This window comes from Mesorhizobium sp. WSM4844, assembly GCF_055811775.1.
Map to the genome: position 1 here is coordinate 28,320 of NZ_JBVVQB010000033.1, position 15,017 is coordinate 43,336.

At 62.8% G+C, this 15,017-nt stretch carries 17 protein-coding genes; 6 read left to right on the top strand and 11 right to left on the bottom strand.

The window, feature by feature from the left end; all coding sequences use genetic code 11:
* Window positions 1–150: 150 nt before the first annotated feature.
* From ychF to AC0L2A_RS23150, 4 genes are all read right to left on the bottom strand, one after another.
* Window positions 151–1,254, bottom strand: coding sequence for a redox-regulated ATPase YchF (gene ychF / locus AC0L2A_RS23135; protein ID WP_473610814.1), 1,104 nt, complete (start codon window positions 1,252–1,254; stop codon window positions 151–153).
* Window positions 1,255–1,351: 97 nt separating this feature from the next.
* On the bottom strand, window positions 1,352–2,077 hold the full coding sequence (gene pth, locus AC0L2A_RS23140; protein ID WP_473610815.1) for an aminoacyl-tRNA hydrolase: 726 nt from the start codon (window positions 2,075–2,077) through the stop codon (window positions 1,352–1,354).
* Window positions 2,078–2,099: 22 nt separating this feature from the next.
* Window positions 2,100–2,741: a 50S ribosomal protein L25/general stress protein Ctc gene (locus tag AC0L2A_RS23145; protein WP_023799895.1), complete on the bottom strand. Its 642-nt coding sequence runs from the start codon at window positions 2,739–2,741 to the stop codon at window positions 2,100–2,102.
* Window positions 2,742–3,060: 319 nt separating this feature from the next.
* A complete protein-coding gene (locus AC0L2A_RS23150; RefSeq protein ID WP_473610817.1) occupies window positions 3,061–3,564 on the bottom strand; it encodes a DUF2938 domain-containing protein in 504 nt (167 codons plus the stop codon).
* A 108-nt stretch (window positions 3,565–3,672) separates the two neighbouring features.
* On the opposite strand from AC0L2A_RS23150, the gene AC0L2A_RS23155 reads away from it, so the two are divergent.
* Window positions 3,673–4,350: an ArsR/SmtB family transcription factor gene (locus tag AC0L2A_RS23155; protein ID WP_473610853.1), complete on the top strand. Its 678-nt coding sequence runs from the start codon at window positions 3,673–3,675 to the stop codon at window positions 4,348–4,350.
* A 42-nt stretch (window positions 4,351–4,392) separates the two neighbouring features.
* Here the strand turns inward: AC0L2A_RS23155 and AC0L2A_RS23160 are convergent, their stop codons facing one another.
* Window positions 4,393–5,643 carry an MFS transporter gene (locus tag AC0L2A_RS23160; RefSeq protein ID WP_473610818.1) on the bottom strand — a complete coding sequence of 417 codons (1,251 nt, stop codon included), beginning with the start codon at window positions 5,641–5,643 and terminating at the stop codon, window positions 4,393–4,395.
* A gap of 131 nt (window positions 5,644–5,774) precedes the next feature.
* Between AC0L2A_RS23160 and AC0L2A_RS23165 the strand changes: the two genes are divergently transcribed.
* Window positions 5,775–6,641 carry an AraC family transcriptional regulator gene (locus AC0L2A_RS23165; protein WP_473610819.1) on the top strand — a complete coding sequence of 289 codons (867 nt, stop codon included), beginning with the start codon at window positions 5,775–5,777 and terminating at the stop codon, window positions 6,639–6,641.
* Between the two features lie 85 nt (window positions 6,642–6,726).
* On the opposite strand, the gene AC0L2A_RS23170 is transcribed toward AC0L2A_RS23165, so the two are convergent.
* From AC0L2A_RS23170 to lgt, 6 genes are all read right to left on the bottom strand, one after another.
* Window positions 6,727–7,662 carry a ribose-phosphate pyrophosphokinase gene (locus tag AC0L2A_RS23170; RefSeq protein ID WP_023799890.1) on the bottom strand — a complete coding sequence of 312 codons (936 nt, stop codon included), beginning with the start codon at window positions 7,660–7,662 and terminating at the stop codon, window positions 6,727–6,729.
* A 166-nt stretch (window positions 7,663–7,828) separates the two neighbouring features.
* The gene (locus AC0L2A_RS23175; protein WP_473610820.1) at window positions 7,829–8,452 is read right to left on the bottom strand and encodes a hypothetical protein; all 624 of its coding nucleotides are present in this window, start codon (window positions 8,450–8,452) and stop codon (window positions 7,829–7,831) included.
* A 54-nt stretch (window positions 8,453–8,506) separates the two neighbouring features.
* Entirely contained in the window at window positions 8,507–9,658 is a 1,152-nt protein-coding gene (locus AC0L2A_RS23180) for a M24 family metallopeptidase (protein ID WP_473610822.1), read from the bottom strand.
* The gene (pgeF, locus tag AC0L2A_RS23185; protein WP_473610823.1) at window positions 9,658–10,452 is read right to left on the bottom strand and encodes a peptidoglycan editing factor PgeF; all 795 of its coding nucleotides are present in this window, start codon (window positions 10,450–10,452) and stop codon (window positions 9,658–9,660) included. The genes AC0L2A_RS23180 and pgeF overlap by 1 nt, the downstream gene beginning before the upstream one ends.
* A 111-nt stretch (window positions 10,453–10,563) precedes the next feature.
* A complete protein-coding gene (locus AC0L2A_RS23190) occupies window positions 10,564–11,652 on the bottom strand; it encodes a class I SAM-dependent methyltransferase (RefSeq protein ID WP_473610824.1) in 1,089 nt (362 codons plus the stop codon).
* A gap of 72 nt (window positions 11,653–11,724) precedes the next feature.
* Window positions 11,725–12,600, bottom strand: coding sequence for a prolipoprotein diacylglyceryl transferase (lgt, locus tag AC0L2A_RS23195; RefSeq protein WP_473610826.1), 876 nt, complete (start codon window positions 12,598–12,600; stop codon window positions 11,725–11,727).
* A gap of 131 nt (window positions 12,601–12,731) precedes the next feature.
* On the opposite strand from lgt, the gene AC0L2A_RS23200 reads away from it, so the two are divergent.
* From AC0L2A_RS23200 to AC0L2A_RS23215, 4 genes are all read left to right on the top strand, one after another.
* Window positions 12,732–13,034, top strand: a complete 303-nt coding sequence (locus AC0L2A_RS23200) for an accessory factor UbiK family protein (RefSeq protein WP_027151060.1) — start codon at window positions 12,732–12,734, stop codon at window positions 13,032–13,034.
* A gap of 311 nt (window positions 13,035–13,345) precedes the next feature.
* A complete protein-coding gene (locus AC0L2A_RS23205; RefSeq protein WP_006202532.1) occupies window positions 13,346–13,846 on the top strand; it encodes a type III secretion system chaperone family protein in 501 nt (166 codons plus the stop codon).
* Window positions 13,847–13,864: 18 nt separating this feature from the next.
* Window positions 13,865–14,224 carry a tRNA-binding protein gene (locus tag AC0L2A_RS23210; protein ID WP_027151061.1) on the top strand — a complete coding sequence of 120 codons (360 nt, stop codon included), beginning with the start codon at window positions 13,865–13,867 and terminating at the stop codon, window positions 14,222–14,224.
* Window positions 14,225–14,412: 188 nt separating this feature from the next.
* Entirely contained in the window at window positions 14,413–14,856 is a 444-nt protein-coding gene (locus AC0L2A_RS23215; RefSeq protein WP_473610827.1) for a YybH family protein, read from the top strand.
* Window positions 14,857–15,017: the final 161 nt, after the last annotated feature.

The window sequence follows — 15,017 nt, forward strand, 5'->3', positions numbered from 1 at the left end:
GCCCCTTAGACCGGGCGTTGCGGGCAGTCAAGCCGCGCCGGAACGGCTCTTCCTTCTCCCCTTGTGGGAGAAGGTGGCCTCGCGAAGCGAGGTCGGATGAGGGGTGTTCCAGCTTGGCACCAGAGAAGGAAGAAGGCGCCGTTGGTCAGCTCAGGTGTTGAACTTGAACAGCATGATGTCGCCGTCCTGGACGACATACTCCTTGCCTTCGTCGCGCGCCTTGCCGGCTTCCTTGGCCGCCACTTCGCCGCCCAGCGTGACGAAGTCGTTGTAGGCGATGGTCTGGGCGCGGATGAAGCCGCGCTCGAAATCGGTGTGGATGACGCCTGCAGCCTGCGGCGCCTTGGCGCCCTTGTGCACGGTCCAGGCGCGCGTCTCCTTCGGCCCGACGGTGAAATAGGTGATGAGCTGCAGCAGCTCGTAGCCGGCGCGGATGACCTTGTTCAGGCCGGGCTCGTCGAGCCCCAGGGTCGCCAAAAATTCCATTTCCTCTTCGTCGCCGAGCTGCGCGACCTCGGCTTCGATCGCCGCCGAAATCACCACGGTGCGGGCGCCCTGCGCGGCAGCCATCTGTTCGACCGCTTTGGTGTGTGCGTTGCCGGTGGCAGCATCGGCCTCGGCGACATTGCAGACATAGAGCACGGGGTGCGATGTCAGCAGGTTCAGCCCCTGCAGGATGCGCAGATCCTCCGCGGAGATATTTTTGAGCAGGATGCGGGCCGGCTTGCCGGCCTGCAGGAGTTCAAGGGCGGCTTCCATCATCGGAAGCACGGTCAGCGCCTCCTTGTCCTTGCCGGAAGCGCGCTTGCGGAACTGCACGATGCGGCGCTCGAGGCTGTCGAGATCGGCGAGCATCAGCTCGGTCTCGACGGTTTCGGCGTCGGCGACGGGATCGATGCGGCCCTCGACATGGGTGATGTCGTCATCCTCGAAGCAGCGCAGCACATGGACGATGGCGTCGACCTCGCGGATATTGGCCAGGAACTGGTTGCCCAGCCCTTCGCCTTTCGAGGCGCCGCGCACCAGGCCGGCGATGTCGACGAACGAGATGCGGGTCGGGATGATCTCCTTCGACTTGCCGATCGCCGCGATTTTTTGCAGGCGCGGGTCGGGCACCGCCACTTCGCCGGTGTTCGGTTCGATGGTGCAGAACGGATAGTTGGCGGCCTGCGCCGCCGCCGTTCTGGTCAGCGCGTTGAAAAGCGTCGACTTGCCGACGTTGGGCAAGCCAACGATGCCGCATTTGAAACCCATTTTTATCCGGTCCTATCGGGAAATCGTAATTTGATGAGGGCTATGGGCGAAACGGGTGACGAACGTCAAGCCCTGCAGCCCCGATCCGTGGCCAGGCTCAATCCTTGCCGCCAAACAGCTTCTTCAGCATGGCGGCCATCGGGCCGGTTTCGGGCAGCTTGGCTGCCGGCTGCTGCGGCCGCGCCTGGCGAACGTGGCTTTGTGCTTTCGGCGCCTTGGGTGGTGGGCGGTCGTCGTCGCCCGTCGGCGTGAGCTTGTCGCGCAAGGCCAGCGTCACGCGATTCATGAAGGAATTGTCGTCGCCCTTGGCAAGCAGTCCGGCATCGTCGGCGATGGTGTCGAGCAGCACGTCCAGCCACTCGCGGTCGGCTTTGGCGAAATCGCCAAGCACATGGCCATGCACCATTTCCTTGACGCCAGGGTGGCTGACGCCAATGCGCACACGGCGGAAATCCTTGCCGACATGCTGGTCTATCGAGCGGATACCGTTGTGGCCACCGGAACCGCCGCCGACCTTGACCCGCACCTTGCCGGCGGCAAGGTCGATCTCGTCATAAAAGACGGTCAGCGCCGAAGCGTCGAGCTTGTAGAAGCGCAGGGCCTCGCCGACCGACTGGCCGGACAGGTTCATGAAGGTCTGCGGCTTGATCAGGATGATTTTTTCGCCGGCAAGCGTGCCTTCGGCGATCAGGCCCTGGAACTTTTTCGACCAGGGCGAAAAGGAATGGCGGCGGGCGATTGCGTCCGCCGCCATGAAGCCGACATTGTGCCGGTTGTCAGCGTATTTCGCGCCCGGATTGCCGAGGCCTGCAAACAGCAGCATCGTCACCTCCGAGCGGAAAGGATTACTTCTCTTCGTCGGCAGGAGCCGCTTCGGGTTCAGCCGCTTCGACCGTCTCTTCAGCCTCCGGCTTCATCGCCGCGGAGCCGGCAATTGTCGCGACGGTGAAGTCGCGATCGGAGATCACCGGCTTGACCCCGGCCGGCAGCTTGACCGCCGAGATGTGGATCGAATCGCCGATATCGGTGCCGGTGAGATCGACGGTGATGAATTCCGGGATCGCATTGGCCGGGCAGTGGAACTCGACCTCGTGACGCACGATGTTGAGCACGCCGCCGCGCTTGATGCCGGGCGACTTGTCCTCGTTGATGAAGTGGACCGGCACGTCGACATTGACTTCGGTGTCCTTGCCGATACGCAGGAAGTCGACATGGACCGGAAAATCCTTGACCGGGTCGAGCTGGTAGTCCTTCGGCAGGACCTGGATCTTCTTGCCGTCGACATCGATCGTGGCGATCGTGGTCAGGAACCCGCCGCCATGGATCTTGTAGTAGATGTCCTTGTAGGTCAGCGCAATCGCCAGGGGAGGCTGCTTGTCGCCGTAGATTACTGCAGGCACTTTACCGTTGCGGCGAACTGCACGGGCGGACCCCTTACCGACCTGTTCGCGCGCTTCGGCCTTGAGCTCGTAAGAAGCTTGGCTCATGGCATTTCCTTTCGCGTTGTTCTGGAGCGTTCGCGGCCGGCGAGATGCCTGGGCCGTAAACGTCGAAAGCCGTCATGGCCCTACATGATCTGGTCCAAAATCTATTTGGGATCACGTGAGGCCGGACAGCCTTCCGCCGCGTTGCCTCCAAGGGTGTCTACGCGGGTGGCGGCTCTATAGCGGAAGGTGGGGCGAGGTGCAAGCCAAAGGCGGGTGGCGAACGCGGGTGGGCAGTGTCTCGCCTTTGAATTTCGTGCTTGCTCCCGCATTTGCAAAATATTGGGGTTGTGTCCTGAAAGCCGACCGCAATCGACCAGTATCAGATCGGGAACAGGTGTGCGGAAAACAACGCAGCGGCATACAGCCCGACGCCGAAGGACAGATGAGTGATGAGGCCGCGCAGACGCGCGGTGCTCGGATTGTGCGTTTTCGAGGCTGCAATTCCGGCTCCAAAGGCTGGCTGCATTATGAAAAACGGGGCAACGACAGTGGACATGCCGACAACAAGGGCGGGAAGCAATGTCGGGTCTCGTGCCCAGTCGAGGCCCCATACTGCCATCAGCAATGCAGCAAAGACGATGCTGATCGCGTAATGCGCGACCCAGCCAACAGGCGTTTCGCCGCGAATTCGGGGCGCCTGCGCGATATTCGCATGTGCGAAACGTCCTCGCGGAAAGTGGCCGATCCAGCGGCCGACCCAGGCATAATCAAGCGGCGGAATCGCCAACGTTCGTTTCAGAAACAATCCCCAAAGATCCATCACCGCCGTCGCCCCCGTTCCGATCGCGGCTGCGCGGACAACGAACTCCAACTGCTCGTTCATTTTTTGCTCCTGCCTTGTCCATGCTTCCTGTCACGGCGCCAGACACTAGCCGCTTCAAATAAAACATTCAATGTATTGATTGATCGTTTGATTATTGTACCATGCGATATGAAAAACGCAGATGTCCATCATCCGATCTTTGACGAAATAGCCGATCTCGCCCGCACGCTGGGGCATGCACACCGGCTGGTTCTTCTGCGCCACATTGCCGACGGCGAACTGGCCGTGGAGCAGCTGACGCAACTTTCCGGCATCGCCATGGCCAACACCTCGCAGCATCTTCAACAGCTCAAGCGGGCCGGCTTGGTGCAGACCCGGCGAGACGGGAAACGCGTGCTTTATCGTTTGGCCGATGGTCCAATCGAAAACGTGCTTGGGGCCCTGCGCAGCCTTGCGAACCACAGGCGCGAGCAAATCCGCGAGCTTATCGATGATACTATGAGCCGGCCGGACAGGCTGGAGAGCATCTCGCGCGAGGAACTGGTGCGCCGCATGCGGGACGACGAAGTCGTGCTGCTCGACGTCCGGCCGCAAGAGGAATACGCGGCCGGGCATTTGCCGGGTGCGATCAACATTCCCGTGGGTGAGTTGGAAGAGCGACTTGCGGAGCTTCCACGACAGAAGGTCATCGTCGCCTATTGTCGTGGTGTCCAGTGCGTTCTTTCTGCTGACGCGCTGTCAATCCTGAGGGCGCGAGGCTGGGCCTCACGCCGGTTCGAAGGCGGCTTTCCCGAGTGGCTGACCCCAAGCCTTGATGTCGACGGCATGAACTACGAAAGCGGCTGACAGAGCCGAAGCCGGCGTCGCCGGGGCAAGCCAACTCAAGGTTCACCCGATAGTGGTTCCAGCTTCGAGCTTCCTCGCCTCCATCATGTTCGGCAAAAAAACCGTCAGCAGCCCGAGCAGCGGCAGATACGAGCAGATCTGAAAGACGAAGTCGATGCCTTTCATGTCGGCGACGACGCCGAGCACAGCGGCGGCGATGCCGCCCATGCCGAAGGCGAAGCCGAAGAAGATGCCGGCGATCATGCCGACGCGGCCGGGCACCAGTTCCTGGGCGAAGACGACGATGTTCGAGAAGGCCGAGGACAGGATCAGGCCGATCAGCACGGTCAGGATCATCGTCCATTCGAAATTGGCGTAGGGCAGGGCCAGCGTAAACGGCAGCACGCCGACGATCGAGAACCAGATCATCGGCTTCTGTCCGTAGCGGTCGCCGAACGGGCCGCCGAGCAGGATGCCCAGCGCCGAGGCGCCGAGGAACAGGAACAGCATGACCTGCGACATCTGCACCGAAACGCCGAATTTATCGATGGCGTAAAAGGTGTAGTAACTGGCGAGGCTGGCGACGTAGGCGTTCTTGGTCAGCACCAGCAGGGTCAGCACCGCCAGCGCGCCCATTACCTTGCGGCGCGGGAAGGGCGAGACGAAGCCTGCCGCCTTGCGGTTGGCGAGCGAGGCGCGCAGCCGGCTGTACCAGCCGCCGACCCGCCACAGCACGACGATGCCGATCAGCGATCCGGCGGCGAACCACGCTATGCTGGTCTGGCCGAACGGCACGACGATGAAGGCGGCGAGCAGCGGCCCGATGGCCTGGCCGAGATTGCCGCCGACCTGGAACAGCGATTGCGCCAGGCCGAACCTGCCGCCCGAGGCGAAGCGGGCGATGCGCGAGGATTCCGGGTGGAAGATCGCCGAGCCGATGCCGATCAGCGACGCGCCGATCAGCAGCAGCCAATAGTGTCCGGCATAGGCCAGCACGATCAGGCCGATCAGCGAGGACGCCATGCCGTAGGGCAGCGAATAGGGCATCGGCCGCTTGTCGGTGACCATGCCGATCAGCGGCTGCAGCAATGACGCCGTCACCTGGAAGGTGAAGGTCAAAAGACCGATCTGCCAGAAATCGAGACGGTAATTGTCCTTCAGCAGCGGATAGATGGCCGACAGCAGCGACTGCATGATGTCGTTGACACAATGGCAGAAGCTCACCGCAAGTATGACGGTGAAGGCCGTCGCTTGCGCCGAAGTGTGGCTGGCCGTCGCCGGCGTGGCGGCGGAGGTGGCTGTCGTATCGGTCAACGCAGGCTCCATGGTTTTTTTGGCGGACGCTCCCGCAGGCGGCCCTTATGGCCCCGCTGCCTTATAAGTTACTTGCCGGGCGACTTCTTTCGTGGTTTGGTCCAATAGTTTCGCGAGTGGGCCAATAGCCAATGCCGCATGGCACCAAAATCTTCAAAGCGGGCGACACCGATCTCGGCCAGTTCACCGATCTCGGGCTGCTGCGCCGCTGGCAGTGGCTGGAGCAGGCCGTCGGGCCGGCGGTGGCCCTGCCGACCGAATTTCCCGACGGCTACCACGTGCCGCAGCACCGTCACAGCCGCAGTCAATTGCTGCATGCGCTTGTCGGCGTCGTGCTGGTGACGACGCGGCATGGGCGCTGGATGGTGCCGCCCGATCATGCGATGTGGATACCCGCCGGCACCGAGCATTCCGTCGAGATGCTTGGCGACGTCAGCATGCGATCGGTCTATGTGATGCCGGACGCCATTGCCGGGCTGCCGGATGGCTTGCGCGTCGTCGGCATCACCGATCTGATGCACAGCCTGATCGTGGAATCGGAAAAGCTGCCGCAGGGCGCCGAGCTTGAGGGGCGCGGCGGGCTGATCATGAGCCTGCTGCTGCACGAAATCCCGAACCTGCCGGAACGGCCGCTCGGCCTGCCTTTTCCTTCGGATCCAAGGCTTGCGGCACTGTGCCGGCGCTTCGTCGCAGCACCCTCGCCGCACGCGACGATCGACGAATGGGCCGATATTGTCGGCATGAGCAGGCGTTCCTTCACCCGCGCCTTTCATCGCCAGACCGGATTGTCGTTGTCGACATGGCGCCAGCAGGCCTGCCTGTTCGCGGCCTTGCCGAGGCTGGCGGACGGCGAGCCGATCACAAGGGTAGCGCTCGATCTCGGCTATGACAGCGTGCCGGCCTTCATCACCATGTTCAAGCGCATGCTGGGGGCGTCGCCGCGCGGCTATATGCGCGGCTCAAGGGACAACATCAGGGTGTCGAACGCTAGCGCATGACCCCGAAAGGATCATGCGCAAAATCAAGGTGCTACAGCGTCCTTTGCGCGTCTCTGGACGCGCGGCGCTGTATCGCGGGCAGATTTCAGTCGAACAGGCTCGACACCGACTCTTCGGTCGCCGTGCGCGAGATCGCCTCACCCATCAGGTCGGCGATGGAGACGACGCGGATGTTGCTGGCGTCGAGCACCGCCTGGGTCGGCTGGATGGAATCGGTGATGACCAGTTCCTGCAGCTTGGAGGCGCCGATGCGGGCGATGGCGCCGCCGGACAGAACGCCATGGGTGGTGTAGGCGGTGACGCTGGTGGCGCCGGCGGCAAGCAGCGCATCGGCCGCATTGCACAAGGTACCGCCCGAATCGATGATGTCGTCGATCAGCAGGCAATCCTTGCCGCGCACGTCGCCGATGACGTTCATGACTTCCGATTCGCCAGGGCGCTCGCGACGCTTGTCGACAATGGCAAGCTGGGCGTCGATGCGCTTGGCGAGCGCGCGGGCGCGGACCACGCCGCCGACATCCGGCGACACGACCATGACATTGGCAAGCCGCTTGTATTTCGCCTTCACATCGCGGGCCATGACCGGCACCGAGAACAGATTGTCGGTCGGGATGTCGAAAAAGCCCTGGATCTGGCCGGCGTGGAGATCCAGCGTCAAGACGCGATCGACCCCGGCCCGCGTGATCATGTTGGCGACCAGCTTGGCCGAGATCGGCGTGCGGCCCGAGGCGCGGCGGTCTTGCCTTGCATAGCCGAAATAGGGAATGACCGCCGTGATGCGCTTGGCCGACGAGCGCATGAAGGCATCGATCATGATGAGCAGTTCCATCAGGTGATCGTTGGTCGGGAACGAGGTGGACTGCAGGATGAAGACATCCTCGCCACGCACATTCTCCTGTATTTCGACGAAGATTTCCTGATCGGCGAAGCGCCTGACGCTGGCTTTGCCCAGCGGAATGTTGAGATAGCGGGCGACCGCTTCGGCCAGCACCCTGTTGGAATTGCCCGCGAAAAGCTTCATGCACCGTTCCTGGTGAAGGATGGAGACTCTGGCAGACTCTCTTGAGCCCCTTAGTCGGGGCTTTTAGCGGCCCGTGCCGGTATTGCAAGCGTCGTGATCGGAATCCGCCGGCTAATCTCAATAAACGTCGACGGCGAGGGAAGCCGGCAACATGTCAGCCCGCCGGTCAGCCCGCTTGCCCGCCAAGCCATGTGGCAAACTGGTCGATCGTCTGGTCGGCGATCGATTGCATGGTCTCCGGCGCGACTGCAGCCCAGCCTTCGCCATCATTGACCGAGGGCGCCTTCTGCTGGCCGTTGATGCGATGCAGCCGGTTGCCTGCCGGGTCATAGACGTCCCAGACATAGATGACGGTGGTATCCTTGCCTTCCGACATCGTCGAGAAATAGCCTTTCAGCACATGCGTCGGGGTCTGTCCGGCGCTTCCTGCCAAGGTGATGCCGCGCTGCTTGGCTCGCGTCTGAAGCTGCGCGGTCAATGGTGTCGCGGCTTCCACCGAGGCGCCGACGATCGGCGCTACCTGCAGGCGGGTGCGTGCGATGACGGCGGCGCTTTTTGCCGGCAGCTCGGTTGCGGGCTGTGCCGTCGCGGAAGGCTGTGTTGTCGCGGAAGGCTGGGCGGTGGCTGCAGGTGCGGTCGGCGTTGCAGCCGTGCCGCTTCCGGGCGTTGCCACGGCCTGCGTCGACTGCGGGGCGATGGCCGAGGGTTCGAGAACGTCCTTCGCGTTGGTGCAGGCGGCCAGCGCCAGCGCCGCGAGCAATGACACGGTCGTCGCATGCGATCGCCTCATTTGCCTCAAAACTCCCTGGCGATGAACGCCTCTTGCATTCTTACCATTATGGATTCATTGCACAATCAAGTCGAGATCATGGCGGGACAGCGGCTTCGGCTGCGATTCAGTCGTCAGATAGGTGCGGCCAAGCGTCATCGCCGTCTCGGTTTCGGAGTCCATGATGATCATGTGGGCGAACAGCGTCATGTTCGGCGCGATCGGTTCGGGATTGCCCTGATAGAACATCGGCATGTCCATCCATGATGGGGTGAAGCGGGCGCCGAGCGAATAGCCGCAGGCGTTGAGCCGGTGCTTGGTCAAATTGTGCGCCTCGAGCGTGCGGGCATGCGCGTCGAAAACGTCGCCGAAGGTATTTCCGGGCGTCATCGCCTTTTCGACCGCCAGAAGTGCGGCGCGCGCCGCATCGAACAGTTCCAGGTGACGTTTCGACACTTTGCCGGTCAGCACCGTGCGCATCATCGCCGCATGGTAATGGTGGAAGACGCCGGCCCATTCGAGCGTCAGCTGGTCGTTCTTGCTCAGCTTGCGGCGGCCAGCCTTGTAACGGCAAAGCAGTGCGTCCACGCCGGAGCCGATGATGAACTCGTTGGCCGGATAGTCGCCGCCGCCGGCAAAGATCGCGCCCTGCATGGCGGCAAGGATCAAGGCTTCGTCGCCACCCTGCTTGATCAGCGGCAGGGCCGCGTCCAGAGCGTCGTCGGCGAGATTTGCGGCCTTTTCCACCTTGGCGATTTCGGCCGGGCTCTTGAACAGGCGCAGCCGGCTGACGATGCCGGACGCGTCGGCGATCTGGCCAAAGGTCTGCAATTGCTCGTCCAGGCGCCGGCCATTGTAGGCGGTCAGCCCGTGGGTGTCGTATTCGACGCCGATGCGGGCGCCGAGCAGGTCGAGGTCGTTGAGCAGATTGCGCAGGTCGATCGCCGGATTGGCGCCGTCGCGGTCGGTCCACAGCACGATGTTGTCGATGATCGAGGTGTGGCGCGCCTGGCGCAGATCGGCCGAGCGCGTGAGCAGGATCATCGAGCCGTCTGCCTTCACCACCAGGCACTGGAAGAAGCAGAAGCCGAACGTATCGTAGCCGGTCAGCCAGTACATGCTCTCCTGCGCAAACAAAAGGACGGCATCGAGCTTCTTCTCGGCGATCTCGATCATCAGCCGATCGCGCCGCGCGTCAAATTCCGACCGTTCGAAATGCAGCGCCATTATTCTGTCTCCAAAACGATTGCCGAAATCTGCCGCCCGTAATCCGGCTCCTTGCGATGGGTGCTGCGCCGGTAGGAATAGAACAGATCCTCCTCGGCGTAGGTGCAGCGGCCGAGCCCATCGGCGGTGACGCCGGCCCGCGTCAGCCGATCGACCGTATAGCGGTTGAGGTCGAACATTGCATGTTCCGACTTCGCCGAGGGCGCGAAATAGCCGATATTGTTGGCATCGACCTCGACGAAACGAGCGATGAATTCCGGGCCGACTTCATAGTTTTCCGGGCCGATGGACGGGCCGAGAACCGCAACGATGCGCTCGCGCCGGGCGCCGAGGCTTTCCATCGCCGCAATGGTGTTTTCCAGCACGCCTGACAAGGCGCCCCTCCAGCCGGCATGGGCTGCGCCGACGATTCGCGCCTCGGCATCGGCGAACAGCACCGGTCCGCAATCGGCCGTCGAGGCGCCCACCGCAATCCCCGGCCGGTCGGTGACGACGGCGTCGGCCTTCGGCCGCTCGCCGGAAAAAGGCTCCCTGGCGATGACGACGTCGGGCGAATGGATCTGGTGGGCGGTCAACAGATGTCTTGATGGCACGCCCATCCAGTCGGCGACGCGGCGGCGGTTCTCGGCGACCTGCGTCGGGTCGTCGCTCGAGCCGGTGCCGATGTTGAGGCCGTGATAGATGCCGCTGGAGACGCCGCCGACGCGGGTGAAATAGCCGTGGCGAATGCCTTGCGCACGCGCTTTCTCCAGCAAGGGCGACCGAACGGGATCCGGTTTGGTCTGATTCAGCATGGCTGCGTTGTTGTCCGTGAGAGCGATTTCGTCAAGCGACAGTCGAAAGATGGCGACAGTCCAACGGCGACAGTCGGAAGGCGGGAGAGTGGGAGAGGCGGCAGTGAAAAGTCAATCCGCCGTTGCAAAGGGCGGAACGGCGATGCCGGCAGGCAGGACAGCAAGCACCTTGAACAGGTCGCCCATGGCTTGCGGGCCGGCGAGGCGTTCGACCTCGCCCGCAATCTTTTCGCGCGCCGCCTCGTTGGCATTGGCGCCGAGCTGACCGGCGCGTTCGAGAAGCCCCATTTCCACCAGGAATTCGCCTTGCGTGGAGAGATGGGCATCGAGGCCATGCGCCCGCACAACCGCGGCAAGGGCGGCGAAATCGACATGGGCGGTGAGATCGGCTTCGCCCGGATTGGCCAGCACATCTTCGTGATCGTGCTTGCGCAAGGCCTGCAAGGTGTCGCCGATCCCTGGCTGGAGGTAGCCATAGTCAAGAAACAGGCCGGCGCCGCCGAGCCCGGCCAATCGCTCGGCGATGCTCGCCATCAGCGCGGCTCGGGCCGGCGCGACCTCGACGATCGCGCCCTGTGGCGCGTTTTCGGCATCGTCCGGCAACAGCGTTGGATCGACCGAGCCGGCGCCGGCGAAGACGTGCAATTCGTCGGCGCCGTCGAGGCCGATCATCCGTTCGCGCCAGCCTGTTCCGGCGCGGACGAACTGGCGGATCGGCACCGCGTCGAACAATTCGTTGCCGATGATGAAAAGCGGGGTCTGCGGCAGCGTGTCGATGCTTTCGTGCCAGCCGATCGCGGCCGGCGTGGCGGCAAGCGTTTGCCTTTGGACATCGGCCAGTCGCGGACTGGTCTCGATCATGGCGAACGACGCACCGGCGGTCAGCGCCGGATCGAGCCGCGCAAGCGTGCGCAGCATGTCCTTCATCAGCGTGCCGCGGCCGGGGCCGATCTCGGCGATGGTGGCCGGCATCGGCCGGCCGGTCGCCAGCCAGGCTTCGTAGAGCCAGACGGCGATCAGCTCGCCGAACATCTGGCTGATCTCCGGTGCGGTGACGAAGTCGCCGGCAGCCCCGAACGGCTCGCGTGTCGTATAGTAGCCGTCCAGCGGATCGAACAGGCAAAGCGCCATGTAGTGGTTGACGGGGATCGGCCCCGCCGCACCGATCAGCTCGACGATGCGGGTTTTCAGCCGGGTCATACCGGCTGTGGCTGCGTTACCGCCCTAGGGCGACGTGCGTCCATTTGGAAAGTACGCCCTGGCACTTTGATTCTACGCATCGTGCTTTCCCAAAATCGATTCCGATTTTTGGCCCGAAGCGGTAGCGGTCGCCATCGCCCAGATGCCGGCCAGCAGCATCGGCAGCGACAGCACCATGCCCATCGTCAGCCAGTTGGTGCCGAGGAGGTAGCCGAGCTGCTGGTCGGGCTCGCGGAAGAATTCGACAAGGATGCGCGAGAGACCGTAGCCGGCGATGAAGGCGCCGCCGACGAAGCGCGGCGTCTTCAGCTTGAGCCTGGAATGGGTGAGGAAGCGCAGGACCAGGAACAGCACCAGGCCTTCGAGCAGCGCCTCGTAGAGCTGGCTCGGATGGCGCGCAAAGGGCCCGCCATTGGGGAATTCGACAGCCCATGGCACGTCGGTCGGCCGGCCCCAGAGTTCGGAGTTGATGAAATTCGCCATGCGGACGAGGCCAAGGCCGACCGGCACGCCGGCCGCCACCACGTCGAACAGCGACCAGGTGCGGATGCCGCGCGACCAGGAAAACAGCGTCATGGCGAGAATGACGCCGAGCAGCCCGCCATGGAACGACATGCCGCCCTGCCAGACGGCAAGGATATCGAAGGGTTGAGCGATGTAGCGCGGCAGGTCGTAGAACAGCACGTAGCCGACACGCCCGCCAAGCACCACGCCGATAGCCGCCCAGACGATGAAGTCGTCGAGATCCTCAGGCTTCATGGGCACGGTGCCGTCGGGCCAGAGCCTTGCATTGGTGACGAGCCGTTTGGCATACCACCAGGCGAACAAAATGCCGACGATGTAGCCGACGCCATACCAATGCACCGCCAGCGGCCCGATCTGGACGATGACGGGGTCGATGTTGGGGAAGGGCAGGGCGGCCAGCGGCAGCATAAGATACTCGCTCAACAGGATCTCCCGGTTGCGATCACGTTCGGGCGCGGACCATGCGGCAGGGTTTTGACGGGGTCAAGGCGACGTGGATGCTTGCATTCCGCGTCGCGCGCCACTACGTCAAATCGAGCAAGCGAGGATTTGCCATGTCGACCGGACCGAACCGCATTCTCGATGAATTCGCCAAGCTGATGACCGACGCTGCCGGTGCCGCGCAAGGCGTGCGCCGCGAAGTGGAAACCGCCTTCAAGGGGCAGGCCGAGCGTGTTCTCAACTCGATGGACCTGGTGCAGCGCGAAGAATTCGAGGCCGCCCGCGACATGGCGGTAAAAGCCAGGGAAGAAAACACCCGTCTCGCTGCGCGCATCGAGACGCTTGAGGCAAAGCTCGCCGATCTGACCGGGCAGGCCGCGCCTGCGGCTGCGGCAAAGCCCAGACCAAAAAAATAACGTTAAACTTTTCCACAAAGCACAATCGCAAAAAGCGCTTTGTCGTGAATCGCTTACCGGCATTGCGTGAATCTTTATGACAGCGGCTTTCCACATGCGAATGACGCAGTGCGAAAAATTGGGCTGGTCACGCGACTCCCGATCAATAGACTGAATTTGTTGCATGATTCGGAGCAGGGTCATGCGCCGGGCGGTGGGGTCCGGTCTGGGGTCTTTGTGCGTTGACGAAGTCCCGGCCGTCCGAGTTCTAGACAAAATTGTTCGTTGTGGGTGCCCCGCCGGCCGAGGCGAAGGAACGACAGGAAGCATTCATGGAACTTCTCGAACTCGAATTCTCGCGCGAAATCCATCCGGTGGATGTTATCGAGCAGGTGGCGCACAACAACGACTGGTCCTTCGAACGGGCCGGCGACGACGAGATTTCGATTTCGGTTGCCGGAAGCTGGACCGACTACCACGTCTCATTTTCCTGGATGGAGGATTTCGAGGCGCTGCACCTGGCCTGCGCTTTCGACATCAAGGTGCCGGAGGCGCGCGCGCTCGAAGTGATGCGGCTGCTTTCGCTGATCAACGAGCAGATGCTGTTCGGCCATTTCGACCTCTGGGAGCAGGAGGGCGCGATCATGTTCCGCCAGTCGCTGCTGCTCGCCGGCGGGGTCGAGCCGTCGAGCCAGCAGGTCGAGGTGCTGCTGTCGTCGGCGCTGGAAGCCTGCGAATGCTACTTCCAGGCTTTCCAGTTCGTCGTCTGGTCGGGAACCTCGGCCAAGGATGCGCTGGCCGGCGTCCTGTTCGAGACCTACGGAAACGCCTGAGCCAGGACCTGATCCTCCATGAGTTCGAGCAGCCAGCGCAAGCCAGAGATCAGCTTCGCCGATTTCGACCGTGTCGACATTCGCGCCGGCACGATCGTCGAGGCCGAGCCGTTTCCCGAGGCGCGCAAGCCGTCGATCAAGCTGAAGATCGATTTCGGCGCTGACATCGGAGTGAAGAAATCGTCGGCGCAGATCACCAAATACTATGCGCCCGAGACGCTGATCGGCCGGCAGGTGTTCGCGGTGGTCAATTTTCCGCCGCGGCAGATCGGCCCCTTCATGTCGGAAGTGCTGACGCTTGGCTTTCCCGACGAGGAGGGTGCGGTCGTCCTCGGTGCGATCGAACGCAGGGTGCCTGACGGCGGCCGACTGTTCTAGCTTCGTCATCCGCGGGCGGAGCGGGAGCGAAGCCGACGCGGCCATATGAACAATTTTCAGTCGAAGAGCCCTTGAGAGACTAGACGGTTTGGACCACCCCAAACGGATTAGTGGACAGCCCACAGGCCCAGGCTTACTGTTTGACGCGACAACTGTCGGGCTGTGCCGCCAATTCTCGGGAGGATACGATGGTTCGACTGCTGACTGCTATTCTCGCTGTGCTTTCCCTTTGCCTCTTTTCGTGGTCGCCCGCCAACGCTGACGCCGTCGACGATCAGGTGAAAGCCGCTTACGTGGCCTGGGACGCTGCGTTCAACAAAGCAGACGCGAAGGCGGTTGCGGCGTTCTACACCGACGACGCGATCTTCTTGCCCGCCACCCATGACATCATCAAGGCACCGGACGGGGTCGAGAAATTCTTTGGCGGCCTCTTCAGCATGGGAGTGACAGGCCACAAGCTCGAACTTATCGAAGCAGAAGGTGACGGCAACCTGCTGTTTGGCACGGCGAAATGGTCGGCCAAGGGTAAAGACGCCAAGGGTGCGGATCAGCCGTGGGCCGGTGTGGCAACCCACGTCTTCGAAAAGCAGGCAGATGGCAGCCTGAAACTCCGACTGCACACCTTCAACTGATCAGCGGCGTTCTCTGCTTCCGACGGCAGGGGTGCGCTACCGGGTCGCTGCCCCAGCTAGCGCAGTCACGATCCAGACGGACGCCAAGAGCTGCACCCTGGCGCAAGTAATTGAAATCGATCAGCGCCTCCGCTTCCCTGGTTTCGGCAAAGCGTTCCGGA

What these genes read in the sequence shown, in the direction of transcription:
- pth (WP_473610815.1), bottom strand. Translation starts at nt 2,077, where the DNA reads ATGCTGCTGTTTGCAGGCCTCGGCAATCCGGGCGCGAAATACGCTGAC.
- AC0L2A_RS23145 (WP_023799895.1), bottom strand. Translation starts at nt 2,741, where the DNA reads ATGAGCCAAGCTTCTTACGAGCTCAAGGCCGAAGCGCGCGAACAGGTC.
- AC0L2A_RS23155 (WP_473610853.1), top strand. Translation starts at nt 3,673, where the DNA reads ATGAAAAACGCAGATGTCCATCATCCGATCTTTGACGAAATAGCCGAT.
- AC0L2A_RS23205 (WP_006202532.1), top strand. Translation starts at nt 13,346, where the DNA reads ATGGAACTTCTCGAACTCGAATTCTCGCGCGAAATCCATCCGGTGGAT.
- AC0L2A_RS23210 (WP_027151061.1), top strand. Translation starts at nt 13,865, where the DNA reads ATGAGTTCGAGCAGCCAGCGCAAGCCAGAGATCAGCTTCGCCGATTTC.
- ychF (WP_473610814.1), bottom strand. Translation starts at nt 1,254, where the DNA reads ATGGGTTTCAAATGCGGCATCGTTGGCTTGCCCAACGTCGGCAAGTCG.
- AC0L2A_RS23180 (WP_473610822.1), bottom strand. Translation starts at nt 9,658, where the DNA reads ATGGCGCTGCATTTCGAACGGTCGGAATTTGACGCGCGGCGCGATCGG.
- AC0L2A_RS23165 (WP_473610819.1), top strand. Translation starts at nt 5,775, where the DNA reads ATGCCGCATGGCACCAAAATCTTCAAAGCGGGCGACACCGATCTCGGC.
- AC0L2A_RS23190 (WP_473610824.1), bottom strand. Translation starts at nt 11,652, where the DNA reads ATGACCCGGCTGAAAACCCGCATCGTCGAGCTGATCGGTGCGGCGGGG.
- pgeF (WP_473610823.1), bottom strand. Translation starts at nt 10,452, where the DNA reads ATGCTGAATCAGACCAAACCGGATCCCGTTCGGTCGCCCTTGCTGGAG.
- AC0L2A_RS23200 (WP_027151060.1), top strand. Translation starts at nt 12,732, where the DNA reads ATGTCGACCGGACCGAACCGCATTCTCGATGAATTCGCCAAGCTGATG.
- AC0L2A_RS23175 (WP_473610820.1), bottom strand. Translation starts at nt 8,452, where the DNA reads ATGAGGCGATCGCATGCGACGACCGTGTCATTGCTCGCGGCGCTGGCG.
- AC0L2A_RS23150 (WP_473610817.1), bottom strand. Translation starts at nt 3,564, where the DNA reads ATGAACGAGCAGTTGGAGTTCGTTGTCCGCGCAGCCGCGATCGGAACG.
- AC0L2A_RS23170 (WP_023799890.1), bottom strand. Translation starts at nt 7,662, where the DNA reads ATGAAGCTTTTCGCGGGCAATTCCAACAGGGTGCTGGCCGAAGCGGTC.
- AC0L2A_RS23215 (WP_473610827.1), top strand. Translation starts at nt 14,413, where the DNA reads ATGGTTCGACTGCTGACTGCTATTCTCGCTGTGCTTTCCCTTTGCCTC.